The organism is Nocardioides kongjuensis (assembly GCF_013409625.1).
GTDB lineage: Bacteria > Actinomycetota > Actinomycetes > Propionibacteriales > Nocardioidaceae > Nocardioides > Nocardioides kongjuensis.
The window spans coordinates 1,967,399-1,984,488 of sequence record NZ_JACCBF010000001.1; the positions used below are offsets into that span (position 1 = coordinate 1,967,399).

Annotated in this window: 17 protein-coding genes; 2 read left to right on the plus strand and 15 right to left on the minus strand. The window is 72.6% G+C overall.

All coding sequences use genetic code 11. The features are described from left to right. Nucleotides 1-30: 30 nt before the first annotated feature. The 10 genes from BJ958_RS09490 to rimP all read right to left on the minus strand — a co-directional run bounded on the left by BJ958_RS09490 (nucleotide 31) and on the right by rimP (nucleotide 9,179). Nucleotides 31-468, minus strand: coding sequence for a nucleoside hydrolase (locus BJ958_RS09490; protein ID WP_343052626.1), 438 nt, complete (start codon nucleotides 466-468; stop codon nucleotides 31-33). Continuing rightward, nucleotides 465-812, minus strand: coding sequence for a nucleoside hydrolase (locus tag BJ958_RS09495; protein WP_179726608.1), 348 nt, complete (start codon nucleotides 810-812; stop codon nucleotides 465-467). Before BJ958_RS09495 ends, BJ958_RS09490 begins: the two co-directional genes overlap by 4 nt. Next, nucleotides 809-1,828, minus strand: a complete 1,020-nt coding sequence (locus BJ958_RS09500) for a hypothetical protein (RefSeq protein WP_179726609.1) — start codon at nucleotides 1,826-1,828, stop codon at nucleotides 809-811. Before BJ958_RS09500 ends, BJ958_RS09495 begins: the two co-directional genes overlap by 4 nt. Nucleotides 1,829-1,847: 19 nt before the next feature. Continuing rightward, complete coding sequence (locus BJ958_RS09505) at nucleotides 1,848-2,807, minus strand: bifunctional riboflavin kinase/FAD synthetase (RefSeq protein WP_179726610.1); 960 nt, start codon at nucleotides 2,805-2,807, stop codon at nucleotides 1,848-1,850. 38 nt (nucleotides 2,808-2,845) lie between these two features. Continuing rightward, complete coding sequence (truB, locus tag BJ958_RS09510) at nucleotides 2,846-3,718, minus strand: tRNA pseudouridine(55) synthase TruB (RefSeq protein WP_273516067.1); 873 nt, start codon at nucleotides 3,716-3,718, stop codon at nucleotides 2,846-2,848. Then, nucleotides 3,718-4,164 carry a 30S ribosome-binding factor RbfA gene (rbfA, locus tag BJ958_RS09515; RefSeq protein ID WP_179726611.1) on the minus strand — a complete coding sequence of 149 codons (447 nt, stop codon included), beginning with the start codon at nucleotides 4,162-4,164 and terminating at the stop codon, nucleotides 3,718-3,720. The genes truB and rbfA overlap by 1 nt, the downstream gene beginning before the upstream one ends. Before the next feature lie 104 nt (nucleotides 4,165-4,268). Further along, entirely contained in the window at nucleotides 4,269-7,148 is a 2,880-nt protein-coding gene (gene infB / locus BJ958_RS09520) for a translation initiation factor IF-2 (RefSeq protein WP_179726612.1), read from the minus strand. A gap of 95 nt (nucleotides 7,149-7,243) precedes the next feature. Beyond that, nucleotides 7,244-7,612: a YlxR family protein gene (locus BJ958_RS09525; protein ID WP_273517802.1), complete on the minus strand. Its 369-nt coding sequence runs from the start codon at nucleotides 7,610-7,612 to the stop codon at nucleotides 7,244-7,246. A gap of 71 nt (nucleotides 7,613-7,683) precedes the next feature. After that, the gene (nusA, locus tag BJ958_RS09530) at nucleotides 7,684-8,652 is read right to left on the minus strand and encodes a transcription termination factor NusA (RefSeq protein ID WP_179726613.1); all 969 of its coding nucleotides are present in this window, start codon (nucleotides 8,650-8,652) and stop codon (nucleotides 7,684-7,686) included. Next, complete coding sequence (gene rimP, locus BJ958_RS09535; RefSeq protein WP_179726614.1) at nucleotides 8,652-9,179, minus strand: ribosome maturation factor RimP; 528 nt, start codon at nucleotides 9,177-9,179, stop codon at nucleotides 8,652-8,654. The genes nusA and rimP overlap by 1 nt, the downstream gene beginning before the upstream one ends. A 78-nt stretch (nucleotides 9,180-9,257) precedes the next feature. On the opposite strand from rimP, the gene BJ958_RS29000 reads away from it, so the two are divergent. Beyond that, entirely contained in the window at nucleotides 9,258-10,214 is a 957-nt protein-coding gene (locus BJ958_RS29000; protein WP_179726615.1) for a DUF4439 domain-containing protein, read from the plus strand. Between the two features lie 422 nt (nucleotides 10,215-10,636). Here BJ958_RS29000 and BJ958_RS09545 read toward each other — a convergent pair whose 3' ends face one another. From BJ958_RS09545 to BJ958_RS09560, 4 genes are read right to left on the minus strand one after another with little or no spacing between them, the layout of a single operon-like run. Continuing rightward, nucleotides 10,637-11,347 carry an HAD-IA family hydrolase gene (locus BJ958_RS09545; protein WP_179726616.1) on the minus strand — a complete coding sequence of 237 codons (711 nt, stop codon included), beginning with the start codon at nucleotides 11,345-11,347 and terminating at the stop codon, nucleotides 10,637-10,639. Nucleotides 11,348-11,352: 5 nt separating this feature from the next. Further along, entirely contained in the window at nucleotides 11,353-13,131 is a 1,779-nt protein-coding gene (locus tag BJ958_RS09550) for a proline--tRNA ligase (protein WP_179726617.1), read from the minus strand. 47 nt (nucleotides 13,132-13,178) lie between these two features. Then, entirely contained in the window at nucleotides 13,179-13,544 is a 366-nt protein-coding gene (locus BJ958_RS09555) for a DoxX family protein (RefSeq protein WP_179726618.1), read from the minus strand. Between the two features lie 13 nt (nucleotides 13,545-13,557). Next, nucleotides 13,558-15,306 (minus strand): hydroxysqualene dehydroxylase, encoded by a 1,749-nt coding sequence (locus tag BJ958_RS09560; protein WP_179726619.1) that lies wholly within the window; start codon nucleotides 15,304-15,306, stop codon nucleotides 13,558-13,560. 144 nt (nucleotides 15,307-15,450) lie between these two features. Here BJ958_RS09560 and BJ958_RS09565 point away from each other — a divergent pair, with 144 nt between their 5' ends. Further along, nucleotides 15,451-16,077, plus strand: coding sequence for a TetR family transcriptional regulator (locus BJ958_RS09565; RefSeq protein ID WP_218865664.1), 627 nt, complete (start codon nucleotides 15,451-15,453; stop codon nucleotides 16,075-16,077). Here the strand turns inward: BJ958_RS09565 and BJ958_RS09570 are convergent. Further along, the gene (locus tag BJ958_RS09570) at nucleotides 16,067-16,912 is read right to left on the minus strand and encodes a GNAT family N-acetyltransferase (RefSeq protein WP_179726620.1); all 846 of its coding nucleotides are present in this window, start codon (nucleotides 16,910-16,912) and stop codon (nucleotides 16,067-16,069) included. The two genes, BJ958_RS09565 and BJ958_RS09570, sit on opposite strands and share 11 nt — an antisense overlap. Nucleotides 16,913-17,090: the final 178 nt, after the last annotated feature.

Consider the following 17,090-nt stretch of genomic DNA (forward strand, 5'->3'; position numbering starts at 1 on the left):
CCCGACATTAACATGAGTTAATCACTGCACTTAGTGCATTTGGCGGCCGAGTGTCGCTGTGAGCAGCTCGAGGTAGCGAGCCCGGTCGGCCGCGACCGCCACCGCGACCCGTCCACGCTCCTCGTCGACCTCGGCAGCGAACCGGGTGGCGCCGTAGGTCGTCGGGTCGGTGCACTCCACCCGCACCGCCGCCCGCAACGTGGTGAGCAGGCCCGGGTCGAGCAGCGCCGCGACCGCGAGCGGGTCGTGCACGCGCGCTCCGCGGTCGAGCCGGCTCGCCGCGAGGTCCGCGGCAGCGCGAGCGGCCGGCGTGCCGAGGCGTCGCCACCGCTGCGGGGCCGCATCGTCCAAGGCCGCCGCGGCCGTGGCGTCGGCGGTCACCAGCAGCACGTCCCGGAAGGGCGCGGCGAGCACGGCGGCGGCTGCCCGCGGGGCGGACCAGACGTTGCGGTCGGCGTACGGCGTCACGCCGGGCTCTCGGTGCGTCCCGCCGAGCACCACCAGCCGGGCGAGGAGCCGGTGAGCGACCGGTCGGCCGCCAGCGCCGCGGCCAGGTTGGTCAGCGGGCCGGTGGTCACGAGCGCCACCGGTGCCGACGACTCGGCCAGCGTCGAGAGCAGCCACGACGTGCCGGCGTGCACGTCGACGTCGACACCGCCCTGCGCGACCATCCCCCGCACGGTGGCCGCCTCCTCCTCGCTCGCCGTGGAGACGCCGAGCAGGTCGAGGCCCGGGTGGATCGCGGCGAGCAGGATCGCGATGGCGTCGTCGGTCTCGGCGTCAGTGTCGATGACCACCGGGACGGGAGTCACGCCAGGTCCTCGTCGCGGTCCTCGTCACGCAGCGAGCGGTAGGCCACCCGGGCGCTCACCGCCCGCTCGAGCTCGCGGATCACCACGGAGAAGAACTGCCGGCGGTAGAGCTCGTCGGTGACGGCGTACACGGTGAAGTAGAGCCCGCTGAACGCGGCGAGGAAGGTCGAGACCCGTAGCAGCTCGAGGCTGAGGCGCTGGCCGAACAGGTGCCCGAGCGGTCCGTCCAGGGCGTGCACCGGGTGCGCGAGCCACAGCTGCAGGACCTCCGGCTCCATCGCGACCAGGCCGAAGACGATGAAGAACGCGAACACCGCGAGCGCGAGCAGCAGCACCTGCACGGCCTGGGCGACGAGCAGGACGAGCACCAGGTTGGCCTTCTGCAGCCCGCTGACCTCGGCGTCGACGGCGCCGACCCGGTCGACCCGGGCGGCGATGCGGCGAGCGGCAGGCTCGAGCGGGGTGCCCGTGCACGCCTCGATGAGCTGGGCCGCCTCGACCTCGTCGTCGACGCTGTCGAGCTCCTCGGGCAGCCGGGTGAGCAGGAAGCCGACCGCGATGGCGGCGAACAGCAGCACCGTCACCCAGAGCACGCCACCGTCCAGGCTCGCCGCGACCTGCCACACCTCGGTGTTGATGAACAGGAACGTGATGAACAGCAGCAGCAGCGGCAACGCCCGGGTGACGAGGGGCAGCATCAGCCCCATCGAGCGGAACGTGCGCCGGATCGCCCAGCCCACGATCAGCCAGGCGCGGAGCACCGCGACGGCGTACACCGCGAGCACGACCCCGAAGACCGTCAGCGCGGCGCCGAGCGCGGAGGCGACACCGAGCCAGGCGCCCGTGACCAGGCCGGCCACCGCGGCGACCACGACCGCCACGGCCAGGGCCGGGACCAGGCGCGGCCGGCGCAGGCCGCGAGCGACCGCGGCGCGGTAGTCGTCGACGAAGTACGGCAGCCCGTGCTCGACGAACCACCGCTCGGCGGCGGCGACGTCGTCCCGCGTCCCGGTCACGACAGCCTCGTCCGCCCGCTCAGTCGGCCAGGATCGCCCGCGCCCGGTCGACGTCGTCGGCCATGGCGACGAGCAGGTCGTCGATCGAGTCGAAGCGGGTCATGCCGCGAAGCCGCTCGACGAAGGCGACCTCGACCTCGCGGCCGTAGAGGTCGAGGTCGGTGCGGTCGAGGACGTAGGACTCGACACGACGCTCGCGCTCGCCGGCGAAGGTCGGGTTGGTCCCGACGCTGATCGCGGCGGGGTGGGTCGAGCCGGCGAGGGGCCCGTCGTGCACGCTCAGCCGGCCGGCATACACGCCGTCGGCGGGGGCGGCGGCTCCGGGCCGGACCGGCACGTTGGCCGTCGGGAAGCCGAGCTCGCGGCCGCGCTTGTCGCCCTCGATCACCACGCCCGTGACGGTGAAGACCCGGCCGAGCGCCTCGGCGGCACCGGTGACGTCGCCCGCGGCGAGGCAGGTCCTCACGTAGGTCGACGACCAGACCTGGGGGCCGCCGTCGAGGCTGACCTCCTCCAGGACGAAGTCGTGCTCGAGGCCCGCGGTGCGCAGCAGGTTGCAGTCGCCGGCGGCGCGGTTGCCGAAGCGGAAGTTCGCGCCCACCACGACCGCCTTGACGTGCAGGGTGTCGACCAGGATCCGGTCGATGAACTCCCCCGGCGTCCAGGCCGCGATCTCGCGGGAGAAGGGGATGACGAGGACGTCGTCGACGCCGGCCTCACCGAGCAGCCGCAACCGCTGGTCGATGGTGGTCAGCGTCGGCGGTGCGTGCTCGGGACGCAGCACCGCGATCGGGTGCGGGTCGAAGGTCACCGCGACGACGCCGTCGAGCGCCGCGTCGGCGCCGACCTCGGCCGCGACCTCCCGCGCCCGTCGTACGACGTGCTGGTGGCCCAGGTGCATGCCGTCGAAGTTCCCGATCGTCGCGACCGTGCGACCGAGGTCGTCGGGCACGTCGGAGAAGTCACGCCACACTCGCACGGCCGCAACTCTCCCACATCCGCCGGCGCGGGCCGACGTCAGCCGACGAAGACGGCCGCCGGGCGCGCCGCGCCACCCTCGGGACGGTAGAGCGCGAGGAACTCCCCGTCCGGCGCGAACACCCCGGTGAGCGTCTCGATGCCGAGCGGGAGCGGGCGGCCGTAGCGGACCGCCTGGGCCTGGTCGGCGTCGAGGTCGAGCGCCGGGAAGCTCGCCCGGGCGGCGTCGGCGAGGGGGGTGAGCGTGACCTGCTCGAGGTCGGTGACCGCTCCGTCGAGGGTGAACGGCCCGACCGCGGTACGACGCAGTGCGGTGAGGTGCCCGCCCACGCCGAGTGCGGCCCCCACGTCGCGCGCGATGGCCCGGATGTAGGTCCCGCTCGAGCACCGGACCGTGATGTCGACGTCGAGGAACTCCCCCACGACCCGCTGGTCGTGGACGGTCAGCTCGTGGACGGTCACCGGCCGGGCCTCGAGCTCGACCTCCTCACCGTCGCGCACCCGCTGGTAGGCGCGCTTGCCGTCGACCTTGATCGCGCTGACGGCGGTGGGGACCTGCAGGATCTCGCCGACCTGGGTGGCGAGCTGCGCCCGCACGGCCTCGGGGTCGAGCCCGCCGGCCGGCATGGCGGCGACGAGCTCGCCCTCGGCGTCGTCCGTGGTGGTCGACATCCCGAGGCGGACCGTGGCGTCGTACGCCTTCTCGGTGAGCATCAGGTGACCGAGCAGCCGGGTGGCGCGCTCGACGCCGAGCACCAGCACCCCGGTCGCCATCGGGTCGAGGGTGCCGGCGTGGCCGACCTTGCGGGTGCCGACCGCGCGTCGTACGCGGGACACGACGGCGTGCGACGTCATGCCGGCGGGCTTGTCGACCACGACCAGGCCCGACGGCACGACGGGCTCGGCGACCACTAGTCGTCCTCGGCCTCTTCGTCGACGACCTCGCGCGGCTTCTTGTACGGGTCGGCCTCACCTGCCGGCTGCGCACCCTCGCGGGCGGCGGCGACCGCCGCGTCGGCCGCGCGGGCCCGGGCCAGCACCTCGTCGAGGTGGCGGGCCGTCTCGGGGACGGCGTCGAGCTCGAAGGCGAGCGACGGCACGTGCCGCATGCCGAGCTGCTTGCCGACCTCCGAGCGGAGCACGCCCTTGGCCGACTCCAACGCCGCGGCACTCGCCTGCTGGTCGGCGTCCTCGCCCAGGACCGTGTAGTAGACGGTCGCGTTCTGCGCGTCGCCGGTGAGCCGGACCTCGGTCACGGTGACGAAGCCGAGGCGCGGGTCCTTGATCCGACGCTCGAGCATCTCGGCGACGATCACCTGGATCCGGTCGGCGATCTTGCGTACCCGCGGGCTGACCATGGTCTGTTCCTTTCACCGCCCCGTCGCGAAAGTGCGCGGGAAACCGTCCGACCCGTCGCAAACGTGCCGCATGACGCGCACTTTTGCGACGGGTCGGTGAGCCGTCAGGAGCGCGGGATCTCCCGCATCTCGAAGGCCTCGACGATGTCGCCCTCCTTGATGTCCTGGAAGTTGCGGAGCACGAGACCGCACTCGAATCCCTCCCGGACCTCGGCCGCGTCGTCCTTCTCCCGCTTGAGCGAGGCGAGGTCGAGGTTGTCGGCCACCACGGCGCCGTCGCGCAGGACGCGGACCTTGGCGTTGCGGCGGATGACACCACTCGTGACCATGCAACCGGCGATGTTGCCGATCTTGGACGAGCGGAAGATCGCACGGATCTCCGCCTGGCCGAGGGCGTGCTCCTCGTACTCCGGCTTGAGCATGCCCTTGAGGGCCGCCTCGATCTCCTCGATCGCCTGGTAGATGACCGAGTAGTAGCGGATCTCGACGCCTTCCTTCTCGGCCATCTGACCCGCCTTGCCCTGCGGGCGGACGTTGAAGCCGATGATGATCGCGTCGGAGGCGGCAGCGAGGTCGACGTTGGTCTCGGTGATCGCACCGACACCGCGGTCGATGACCCGCAGGCTGACCTCGTCGCCGACGTCGATCTGCGCGAGGGCGTCCTCGAGTGCCTCGACCGAACCGGACACGTCGCCCTTGAGGATGAGGTTGAGCTCCTGGCTCTCGCCCTTCTCCATGGAGGCCATGAAGTCCTCGAGGGTACGACGCACGCGGCGCTTGGCCTGCATGGCCGCCCGCTCGCGCGCCTCACGCTTCTCGGCGATCTGGCGTGCCATCCGGTCGTCCTCGACCACGATGAAGTTCTGGCCGGCGCCCGGGACGGACGAGAGGCCGAGGACCATCGCGGGCCGGGCCGGGTCGGCCTCGGTCAGCTCGTTGCCGTGCTCGTCGAGCATGGCGCGGACACGACCGTGGGCCGGACCGGCGACGATCGAGTCGCCGACGCGCAGGGTTCCGCGCTGGACGAGGATCGTGGCCACCGGGCCGCGACCGCGGTCGAGGTGCGCCTCGACCACGAGGCCCTGGGCGTCCTGGACCGGGTTGGCCCGCAGGTCCAGGGACGCGTCGGCGGTGAGCACGATCGCCTCGAGCAGCTTGTCGAGGTTGAGCCCGGCCTTGGCCGAGACGTCGACGAACATCGCGTCGCCGCCGTACTCCTCGGGCACGAGGCCGTACTCGGAGAGCTGGCCACGGACCTTGGTCGGGTCGGCCGACTCCTTGTCGATCTTGTTGACCGCGACCACGATCGGCACGTTCGCCGCCTTGGCGTGGTTGAGCGCCTCGACCGTCTGCGGCATGACGCCGTCGTCGGCCGCGACCACCAGGACGGCGATGTCGGTCGCCTGGGCACCACGGGCACGCATGGCGGTGAACGCCTCGTGACCCGGGGTGTCGATGAAGGTGATCCGGCGGTCGTCGCCGTCGACCTCGGTGTGGACCTGGTAGGCACCGATGTGCTGGGTGATGCCACCGGCCTCGCCCGCGACGACGTTGGCGTTGCGCAGCGCGTCGAGGAGCTTGGTCTTTCCGTGGTCGACGTGACCCATGACAGTCACGACCGGCGGGCGGACGACCAGGTCGTCCTCGCCGCCCTCGTCGGCACCGAACTCGATGTCGAACGACTCGAGCAGCTCGCGGTCCTCGTCCTCCGGGGAGACGACCTCGACGACGTAGTTGAGCTCGTCACCGAGCAGCTCCAGCGTCTCGTCGCCCACCGACTGGGTGGCCGTGACCATCTCGCCGAGGTGGAAGAGCATCTGCACCAGCGAGGCGGCGTCGACGCCGATCTTGTCGGCGAAGTCGGTCAGCGACGAGCCGCGGGCGAGACGGACCGTCTCACCGTTGCCCTTGCGGACCCGCATGCCGCCGATCGTCGGGGCCTCCATGGCCTCGAACTCCTGGCGACGCGCCCGCTTCGACTTGCGGCCGCGGCGCGCGGGACCACCCGGGCGACCGAAGGCACCCTGGGTCTGGCCACGCTGGCCGGGACGACCGCCACCACCGGGACGACCACCGCCACCGGGGCCGAAGCCACCGGGACCGCGACCGCCGGGAGCACCGGCACCCGCACCCGCGCCGGGACGACCCGGGGCGCCAGCGCGACCCGGACCACCCGGGCCACGGCCACCGGGGCCGGGACGACCGGGACCACCCGGGCCACGACCGCCGGGGCCGCCCTGCCCGAAGGCACCGGCGGACTTCGGCATCATCGCCGGGTTGGGACGCGGCATGCCCGGACGGGCACCGCCACCGGCGCCGGCCGGCGGACGCGGGCCGGCCGGACCGGCCTCACCCTCGCGCGGCGGCGGAGCGGGACGACGGCCCATGCCCTGGCTGGGCGCGAACGGGTTGTTGCCCGGCCGCGGGGTGCCACCGGGCTTGCCGACCGGACGCGGAGCCGGAGCCGGCGCCTTGGGCGTCGGGGGCTTCGGGGCACCGGGCTTGGCAGCCGGAGCGGCGGGAGCAGCCGGGGCCTCGGGCGCAGCCGGAGCCGCGGCAGCGGCGGGCTTCTCCTCGACCGCCGGTGCCTCCGGTGCGGCCGGGGCCTTCGGACCGGGCCGCGGGCCCGGGCGGGGACCGCCGGGCTTGGGCGCGGCGGCAGCCGGAGCCGCAGGGGCCTCGGCGGCCGGGGCCGGGGCGGCCGGAGCCGGCGCAGCAGCGGCCGGCGCCTCGGGCGCGGCGGCAGCCTTCTTGGCCGGAGCCTTGGGGGCGGGCTTGGCGGCCTCGCCGGCGGACTCGCCGGCGGGCTTCATCTTGGCGAGGAGCTCGGCTCCATAGGTCGCCTCGAACTTCTTCACGGCGGGGAGCTCGATGCTCGACGACGCCGTCTTGGCGAACTCGCCAATGTCACTGAGCATCTTGAGCGCGTCGGCGCTCTTGATGCCGTACTGCTTCGCGAGTTCGGAAACTCGGGTCTTGGCCACGGTTCTCCTTCTGGCCCAAGACCCGGGATGGATCTCTAGACCGTTGGTGGGTGGTGCAGAACGAACTGGCTCATCGCGAGATACTCATCGAGTGCTCATGAGCTGTTGCTCCAGTCTCTGTCGGTCGGATCGGTCCGAGCTGCGGCCGCCTGGGCGACGTACTCCCTCACCGGCACGCTGGAGAGCCCACCCGCGCCCGGAGTGATCCGGAGCGCGCGGGAGAAGGCCTTCCGCCGTACCGCGAGGTCGTAGCAACCGGTCGTGGGGTGCAGGTGCGCTCCACGGCCCGGCGCGGTGCCACCAGGATCCGGGACGACGGCCGGCTGGCCGTCGGTTCCCGAGCCGGCGGTCACCCGCAACAACTCGCTCTTGGTGGCGCGCGCCCGGCATCCGACGCAGGTCCGGACGGGCCCCGGGATCGGGACGACGTCAGGGCATGCAGGGGAATTCGGTCGGTGTGCCACCGAGGGTCAACTCTACCGCTTGGGTGGTCGACTTCACGAACCGGCACCCGGTCCGCGGTCGGCGAGGGGGCTCAGGCCTCCTCGTCGGAGTGGATGTCGATGCGCCAGCCGGTGAGCCGGGCGGCGAGGCGGGCGTTCTGGCCCTCCTTGCCGATCGCGAGCGACAGCTGGAAGTCGGGCACGACGACGCGTGCCGAGCGGGCCGCCGCGTCGACCACGGTGACCGACTGGACCTGCGCCGGGGACAGCGCGTTCGCCACGAGCCGCGCCGGGTCGTCGGACCAGTCGACGATGTCGATCTTCTCACCGCCGAGCTCGGACATCACGTTGCGCACGCGCTGGCCCATCGGGCCGATGCAGGCGCCCTTGGCGTTGACGCCGGAGACGGTCGACTTCACCGCGATCTTGGTGCGGTGGCCGGCCTCGCGGGCGATCGCCGCGATCTCGACCGTGCCGTCGGCGATCTCGGGGACCTCGAGGGCGAACAGCTTCTTGACCAGGCTCGGGTGCGAGCGGGACAGGGTGACCTGCGGTCCGCGCATGCCCTTGCGGACCGAGACGACCAGGCACTTGATGCGCGTGCCGTGCCGGTAGTCCTCGCCGGGGACGCGTTCGCTGGCGGGCAGCTGCGCCTCGATCCGGCCGAGGTCGACCAGCACGTCGTCGGGGTTGCGGCCCTGCTGGATGACGCCGGAGATGATGTCGCCCTCCTTGCCGGAGAACTCGCCGAACCTGATCTCGTCCTCGGCGTCGCGCAGCCGCTGCAGCATGATCTGCTTCGCGGTCGTCGCGGCGATGCGGCCGAAGCCGTCGGGGGTGTCGTCGTACTCGCCGACCTTGTTGCCCTCGGCGTCGAGCTCGGTGGCCAGCACGGTGACGTGCCCGGTCTTGCGGTTGAGCTCGACCCTCGCCTGGGAGACCGAGCCCTCGGTCTTGTGGTACGCCGTGAGCAGCGCCTGCTCGATCGCCTCGACGAGGACGTCGAACTTGATCTCCTTCTCGCGCTCCAGCGTCCGGAGGATGCTGAGGTCGATGTCCATCAGTCGGCGTCCTTGTCGTTCTCGTCGTTCGTCATGTCTTTGCGGTTGAACTCGATCTGCACCAGCGCCTTGCGGACGTCGGCGTAGGCGACCCGCCGCAGGCTCTCGTCGACCGTCAGGTCCACGCCGTCCTCGTCGGAGGCGCCGATCCGGCCGGTCACGCTCACGTCGTCGGCGAGGGTCACCTTGACCAGGCGGCCCTCGTTGCGGCGCCAGTGGCGCGGCAGGGTCAGCGGCCGGTCGACGCCGCGGGAGGTGACCTCCAGCGTGTACGGCAGCTCACCGAGCGCCTTCGCCCCGCCATCGGGGCCGTCGTCCTCGAGGACCCGGTCGATCACCTTGGTCGCGGCCGCGACGTCGTCGAGCGTGAGCCCGCCGTCGGTGTCGACGGCGATCCGCAGCACGCGGCGCTTCCCGGCCGGGGTGAGCTCCACGGCCTCGAGGTCGAGGCCCAGCTCGGCGAGCGGCGCGACGAGGACGTGCTCGATCCGCTCTGCTGTCGCTCCCTGAGCGGAATGAGTACCCATGGTGAGTCTCCCCGTGTCCTGTTGTGGCTGTGCGAGGCACACGATACCCGTCCGGCGGCTGCCCGATAGGGTCGCCGGGTGCCTGCCCGTCACCGCCCCGTCCCGCGACGGCTCGTGCTCGTCGGCGGGATCGGCGCAGCCACGGTGCTGCTGACCGGCTGCGACGCGATCGACGACGTCCTCGGCTCGGACGACGACCCGGGCGTGTCGGGCGCGGTCACACCGACCGCTCCCCCGGCTGACGCCGACAGCAGCCTCGTCGAGAGCGTGCTGGCCTCGATCTCCACCACCGGCGCCCTCGCCGCGGCGACCGCGAGTGCCGTGCCCGGCCTCAAGGTCGCGGCCCGCCTGGCCCGGGTCCACGACGCCCACGCCGCCGAGCTCGGCGGCTCCGTCACCGCCCCCGCTCCCGAGGTCACGACCGACCGCGCCGCCTCACGCGCTGCCCTGGTGAGCGCCGAGGCCGCGCTGCGGGACCGGCTCGTCGACGCTGCGCGCGAGGCGCACAGCGGCAGCCTGGCGCAGGTGCTGGCCGCGATGGCCGCCGCGCTCGGCCAGGTGCTGGTCGGACCCGGCAGCCGCCCGCCGGCCGAGCTGCCCGCGGCCTCGGGTGACACCCCGCCCGCCGTCGAGGCGCTGCAGACCACGCTCGCCGCCGAGCACGCCGCCGTCTTCGTGTACGGCGTCCTCGGCGGCCAGACCTCCGCCTCGGGCTCCCCCGCGCTGTACACGGCGCTCACCTCGGCCTACACCGCGCACCGGGCGCGCCGCGACGACCTGATGGCCCGGCTGCAGGCCGACGGAGCAGACCCGGTCGCGGCCGAGCCCGGCTACGGGGTGCCCGCCGACCTGTCCACACCGACGGCGGTCACCGACCGCGCCCGCGCGCTGGAGGAGTCCGCGACGGCGACCTACGCCTACCTCGTCGCGAGCACCACCGGCGACGCCCGTGCCTGGGCGGTCGACGCGCTCGTGGACGCCGCGGTGCGCAGCACCACCTTCGGCGGGCGGCCGGACCGGCTGCCGGGCCTGTGAGCTCGTCGATCGCCGGAGCCCCGGAGCTCGTCGAGTAGGCCGAGCCCCTGGGCGAGGCCGTGTCGAGACGCCTCACCGAAGTCTCGATACGGCGGTCGCCCACTAGACCTTCCCGGCAGAACCGCCACTGCTCGTTCCTCGCAGTGTCACGGGTCGGTAAAAACGCCACCGGTTCGCGACCTCCGACATCCGGGGAACTCCCGAGACGTCCCCCGAAGCCGGGGTCGCGAACCGATGGTGACCGGGGACAACGGTCATTCGGCGACCGGGAGAGGTGGGGCTCACCGTCCGCCGTGTGCACAATCATGCAACAGAACGCGTCCAAGGGCCCGCGGAAGCGATCCTCATAAATGTGCACTGCACAAACCTGCAGATGAGGGAACCCTCACCTGAGCGTGAACCGCCGCTCCGCGGGAGCGCGCTCAGCGCCAGGGTGCGAGCAGGTCCGGGATGTCGGCGAGGCGGTGGGCGACGGCGTCGGGGTCGCCCTCGGTGTGGCCGACCTGGTCGGCCGGGATCGTGCTGTGCGGGACGTGGATCGCGCGCATCCCGGCGTTCTGGGCGCCCCAGACGTCGTCGAAGAGCCGGTCGCCGACGTACACGCAGGCGGCAGGGTCGGTGACGCCGACGGCGTCCATGGCGGCGCGGAAGGCGTCGGGCGAGGGCTTCGTCCACGGGATCTCGCTGGTGTAGACGTCACCGTCGATGAGGTCGAGCACGCCGTCGCGCTCGAAGTACCCGCGGTGCCACGAGCGCGGCCAGATCGTGTTGGACAGGACGCCGACCTTGATCCCCTCGGCGCGCAGCCACCGCCACAGCGGGCCCACGTCGGGATCGGTGAGGGTGTGCGGCTCCCAGAAGGCGTGGTAGGCGTCGAGCAGGTCCGGGTCGTGACCGAGCCCGGCGGCGTCGAAGAGGTCGCCGATCGTGGCGCTCTGCTGGTGGTCGCGGCTGCGCCCCCAGACCACGCTGCCCGCCTCGTGGAGACGGGCGGCGTGGGCGTGGTGGTCGTCGGAGGTGTCCGGCGTGGTCAGCACCGCCTGGGCGAGTGCCAGGGACTCCGCGTGGAAGTCGATGTCGTGCCAGGCGGTCAGCGTGCCGCCCCAGTCGAAGACGACCGCGTCGACCGCCACCGCGATCAGCCCCGCACGACCGCGGCGAGCGCGGTGACGGCGTCGCCGAGGGCGACCTCCTGGCGCTCACCGGTACGACGGTCCTTGATCTCGATCACCCGGTTGTCGGGGTCGGCCACGCCACGGCCCACGGTGACGATCGTCGGTACGCCGATCAGCTCGGCGTCCTTGAACTTCACCCCGGGGCTGATCTTGCCGGCGCGGTCGTCGTAGATGACGTCGAGGCCGGCGGCGGTCAGGCCGGCGACGAGCTCCTCGGCTGCTGCGAACACGGCCTCGTCCTTGCCGGCGGCGACGACGTGCACGTCGGCCGGGGCGACGTGGCGGGGCCAGCACAGGCCGATCTCGTCGAGGGTGTCCTCGGCGATGGCGGCCACCGCCCGGGTGACGCCGATGCCGTAGGAGCCCATCGTGACGGTGACCAGCTTGCCGTTCTCGTCGAGGACCTTCAGCTCGAGCGCGTCGGCGTACTTGCGGCCGAGCTGGAACACGTGGCCCATCTCGATGCCGCGAGCCGACTCGAGGACCCCGTCGGTGCAGTTGGGGCAGGCGTCGCCGTCACGCACCTCGGCGGCCTCGATCGTGCCGTCGCCGGCGAAGTCCCGCCCGGCGACCAGGTCGATGACGTGTGAGCCGGGGACGTCGGCGCCGGTCACCCAGCGGGTGCCCTCGGCGACACGGGGGTCGAGCAGGTAGCGGATGCCGGACTTGTTCTCCTCGCCCAGCACGCCGGGCCCGATGTAGCCCTTGACGAGCGCCGGGTGCTTCGCGAACTCCGCCTCGTCCATGGGCTCGACCTCGATCGGCTCGAGCTGGCCCTCGAGCCGCTTCTGGTCGACCTCGCGGTCGCCGGGCAGGCCGATGGCGAGGGGCTCACGGGTGCCGTCGGGGTGCTTGAGCACCAGGACCACGTTCTTGAGCGTGTCGCCGGCCGTCCAGGGACGGTCGTCGCGGGGGAAGGCCGCGTTGAGGTGGTCGACCAGGGTGTCGATGGTCGGGGTGTCGGGGGTCGGCTCGGCGTGGGCGGCCGGCTGGCCGTCGTACGACACGGGCGCGGGCGGGCGGACCTGCACCGCCTCGACGTTGGCGGCGTAGTCGCAGTTGCTGCACCGGACGTAGGTGTCCTCGCCGACCTCGGCCTTGGCGAGGAACTCCTCCGACTTCGAGCCACCCATCGCGCCGGCGGTCGCCTTGACGATCGCGTAGTCGAAGCCGAGCCGGTCGAAGATCCGGACGTAGGCGTCGCGGTGCTTCTGGTACGACGCCTCCAGGCCCGCGTCGTCGACGTCGAAGGAGTAGGAGTCCTTCATGGTGAACTCACGACCGCGCAGCAGGCCGGCGCGCGGACGCGCCTCGTCGCGGTACTTGGTCTGGATCTGGTACAGGCTCAGCGGCAGGTCCTTGTAGGAGCTGTACATGTCCTTGACGAGGAGCGTGAACATCTCCTCGTGCGTGGGCCCGAGCAGGTAGTCGCCGTCCTTGCGGTCCTTGAGCCGGAAGATGCCGTCGCCGTACTCGGTCCACCGGTTGGTCGCCTCGTAGGGCTCGCGCGGCAGCAGCGCGGGGAAGGACACCTCCTGCGCGCCGATGGCGTTCATCTCGTCGCGGATGATGCCCTCGATCTTGCGCAGCACGGCCAGGCCGAGCGGCAGCCAGGTGTAGATGCCCGGCGCTGCGCGGCGGATGTAGCCGGCCCGCACGAGCAGCCGGTGGCTCGGGACCTCGGCGTCGGAGGGGTCCTCCCGCAGGGTCCGCACGAACAGGGTCGACATCCGCATCAGCACGGCCGAAGCCTACGGCCGGGCCCCGTGACGTCGCGAACCAGCAAGCCTCAGGCGGCCCAGGCCGCCTTCAGCATCCCGCGGATCATGGGCAGCTGGAGCGGCAGCCGGGCGAGCGTGCCGGCCTTGAGCGCGGTGTTGTCGCCCCGCTGGGCGTCGAGCGCCATCTTCACGTTGCCGGGGAAGACACCGACGAGCAGCGCTGCGCCGGCGTACGCCGCCACGCGCCGGGTGCGCGGGTGCAGCATCCCGGCGGCGCAGGCCAGCTCGGCCACGCCGCTCCAGACCACGACCTGCCGGGGCGCGGGCAGCTGCTCGGGGATCATCGGCTCGAACACCTGCGGCCGGACGAGGTGCACGAGACCGCTGGCGGCGAAGGCTGCGGTGACGGCCTTGGCCGTGAAGGGGACGGACATGGGCCCCACTGTCTCAGCCCAGGTCGAGGACGTTGCGGCGGCCGAGCCTGTAGAGCAGCTTGTCGGTCTGCTTGAGCAGGGCGAGCTCGGGCGGGTCGTAGAGCCGGTACGTCGTCGCCCTCGGCGCCGTCGACCCGGTCTCGTCGAGGATGGCGTTGACGGCGTGCCGGGCCGACTCGTTGGCGCCCTCCATGGTGGCCAGGTCGATGTCGGTCTGCACGAAGTCGCCGCTCATCACCAGGTTCGGGACGCGGGTGCGGGCGGTCGGCCGGCTGGACCACGAGTCCACGGTGTTCACCAGCAACGGGGTCTGGTTGGTGTTGCGGCCGGCGACGGCGTTCCACTGCATGCCCGGGTCGAGGAACCAGGAGTGGATGATCCCCTCGGGCAGCAGGTCCCCGACCGTGTGGTGGGCGCGGACCTGGGCGAGCACCTCGTCGGCGATCTCCTGCCGCGTGCACTCCTTGGCCGGCTTGCCGTGGAGGATGCCGGGCGCGTCCCAGTTGGAGATGTCGACCGAGAGGATGTCGACGACCTCGCCGTCGCCGTAGTCGCGGGAGATGACCCGGTCCGCCCAGAACTGGCCCTGGGTGAGAGCGGTGAGCGCCCACGGCGAGTCGATGAAGGTGATGTGGCCCTTCGTCACGGGCACCGGCGAGCGCAGGAAGAACTGGATGCCGACCATCCAGTCGGTCGTCAAGGCGGAGAGCCGCCGCAGGCCCGGGTCGAGGGCGAGGAGGTCGGACGTCAGCGTCGGCACCACCCGCTCGACGGGCATCGCGCTGACGAACCAGTCCGCCTCGACGCGGCTCGTCGTACCGGACGCGTCGGCGAGGACCGCGGCCGTGACCCTGCCGCCGGCGGTCTCGTAGCGGACCAGGCCCTGGCCGGCGACGAACCGGACGCCGCGACCACGCAGGTAGGTCATCCACGGGTCGATCCAGGCCTCGTTGGTCGGCAGGTCGAGCACCCGGTCGAGTGCGCCGTCGTTGCCGCGGCCCATCATGTTGTAGACGAAGGCCTCCCCCATGGTGCCGATGGTCCGGGTGCTCGCGATGGTCTCCTTGGCCGCGACCAGGTTGCGGGTCAGGCCGGCGGCGAGGATCTGCTGGTACGGCTTCGAGCGGGTGCCGGCGCCGACGAAGTCCCACCAGCTGACCTTCTCCCACTGCCCGAGGCGTCGTTCGTCGCAGCTGGTGAGGAAGACGAGGAGCCGCTCCACGAAGTAGGTCAGCTCGTGCGGGGGTACGGCGGACCCGCCCAGCGTGTCGCGCAGGAACCGCCGCAGTCCGTCGACCGTGAGGACCTGTTGCGGGTCGGGGCCGATGCCGAAGACGAAGGCGTCGGCGTGGTCGCCGGAGCGGAGGAACTTGCCGCCCGTGGCGGCGACCAGGTTGTCGCCCACCGTCCCGTTCCCGAACGGGATGCGCCGCATCGTCTCGGGCACGTGGTGGTAGAAGCCGGGGAAGAAGCGGAAGCCGTGCTCGCCGGGCAGGTCCGCCCGGCCGCCTGCGCCGGTGCCGGCGACCGGGATGCTGCGGGCCTTGCCGCCCCAGGCCGACGGCTCGAAGACGGTGACCTCGAAGCCGCGCTCGACGAGCTCGTGGGCTGCGGTCAGGCCGGCCATGCCGCCGCCGAGGACGGCGACCCGCCTGCCCGGCGTGGCCGCGAACGCCGGCGCCACCCCGGCGCCGGCGAGGACCGCTCCGGCGCCGACGGCGCCTGCGGACGTGAGCAAGGTACGACGGTCCAGCTGCGCCATCGGCGATCACCCCATGATCTCCAACCGACACTGGTGTCGGTTTCCGTTGACAGCGAGTATCGTGACGCGAAGCACATCCGGTCAAGGGAGTCCGTCGACAACCGACGTCACTGTCGGTCTGAGCAGCGGCAGCGAGGAGGCGTCGTGAGCACCACCGAGGCGGTCCGCCGGCGACTCAGCGCGTCGGCGCGCCGCGAGCGGATCGAGGCGGCCGCGGTCGACGTCTTCGCCGCTCGTGGGTACGACGCCGCCTCGGTCGGCGAGATCGCCGGTGCAGCGGGCGTCAGCCGGACCGTGCTCTACGACCACTTCCGCTCCAAGCGCGACCTCTACCTCCACGTCCTGGACACCCAGAGCGCCGCGATGCTCGCCGAGGTGGGGGCCGGCATCACCGGCGCGGGAGCGGGCCGCGAGCGGATGCGCGCCACCGTGGCGGCGTACCTCTCCTTCGCCCGGCAGCGGCCCGCCGCCCGCCGGATCCTGGTCGACCCGATCCCGACCGGCGACCCCGATCTCGACCGCGCGCTGCGCACCTTCCGCACCGCCCGCACGCAGGCGGTCGCGACCATGCTCGGGCCGGACCTCGCCCGCGCAGGCCTCCCCCACGGCTCGACCGCGGCCGAGGTCGTCGTGGAGCTGCTCATCACCGGCGTCGACGGTGTGGCCCGCTGGTGGCAGGAGCACCCGGCGGCCACGCTCGACGAGGTGACCGACGTCGCCGCGCGCCTCCTGTGGAGCGGCCTGCCCCACCTCGGCGAGGTCAGAACATGACGGTCGCGAAGCGCGCGGTCTCGGTGAACCCGACCCTCTCGTAGGCCTTGCGCGCGGGGTGGTTCCAGTCGTTGACGTAGAGCGACACGGTCGGCGCGATCCGGGCCCGTACGTGCCGCACGACCGCAGCCATTCCCGAGGTCGCGAGCCCCTCGCCGCGCCGGTGCGGCGGCACCCAGACGCCCTGGATCTGCGCGGCGTCAGGCGTCGCGCAGGCGACCTCGGCCTTGAAGACGAGCTCGTCGCCGTCGTACCGGACGAAGGACCAGGCCCGGCTGACCAACTGGGCCACACGGGCGCGGTAGAGGTCGCCTCCCCCGCCGAGCTCCGGGGAGACGCCGACCTCCTCGGTGTACATCGCCACGCAGGCCGGGTAGAGCGTCGCGATGTCCTCGGGGGTGCCGTGCCGCACGCCGTGGTCGGGCGCGACCAGCGGCTCGGTGTCGATGACGAGGTGCCGCTGGTCCCAGCGGACGTCGCGCGGCTGCCCCCACTCGGTGCCGACGTGACCCCAGAACGCCCGGACCGCGTCCTGCGGACCCACGATCGTCGAGGCGGTGCGACGACGGGCCAGCGCCCGGCCTGCGAAGACCTCGGCGTCCTCGGGTGTGGCCTGCACGGGCACCAGGTTGGCGGCGACGTGGCACGCAGCGACCAGGTGGCCGCCGTCGAACCGCCCCCACATCTCGCCGCCGAGCCAGCGCGGCTCGAGGTTGGTGGTGTGGGCACGGTGGATCGCGAACACGTTGACGACCGGGTCGCGGCCCGCGAGGGCCACGAAGGCGGGGAGATCGGCCTGCGCGAGGACGCGCACGCCGTGCCGGGTGGTCAACACGCGACGAGCCTAGTGGTCATCCGCGGAAGTTGTGCGGAGCCGGCCTGCGCTCCGGGTGCGTGCATCGCGAGGCGGCGGCGCGAGGGGGCGTGCCCGGAGCGCAGGACGCCCGCCGGACGTCGCGGACGACCGCTGCGGCCTTTCCGGAGGCCCGCGCAGGAGGGACACTGAGCAGGAC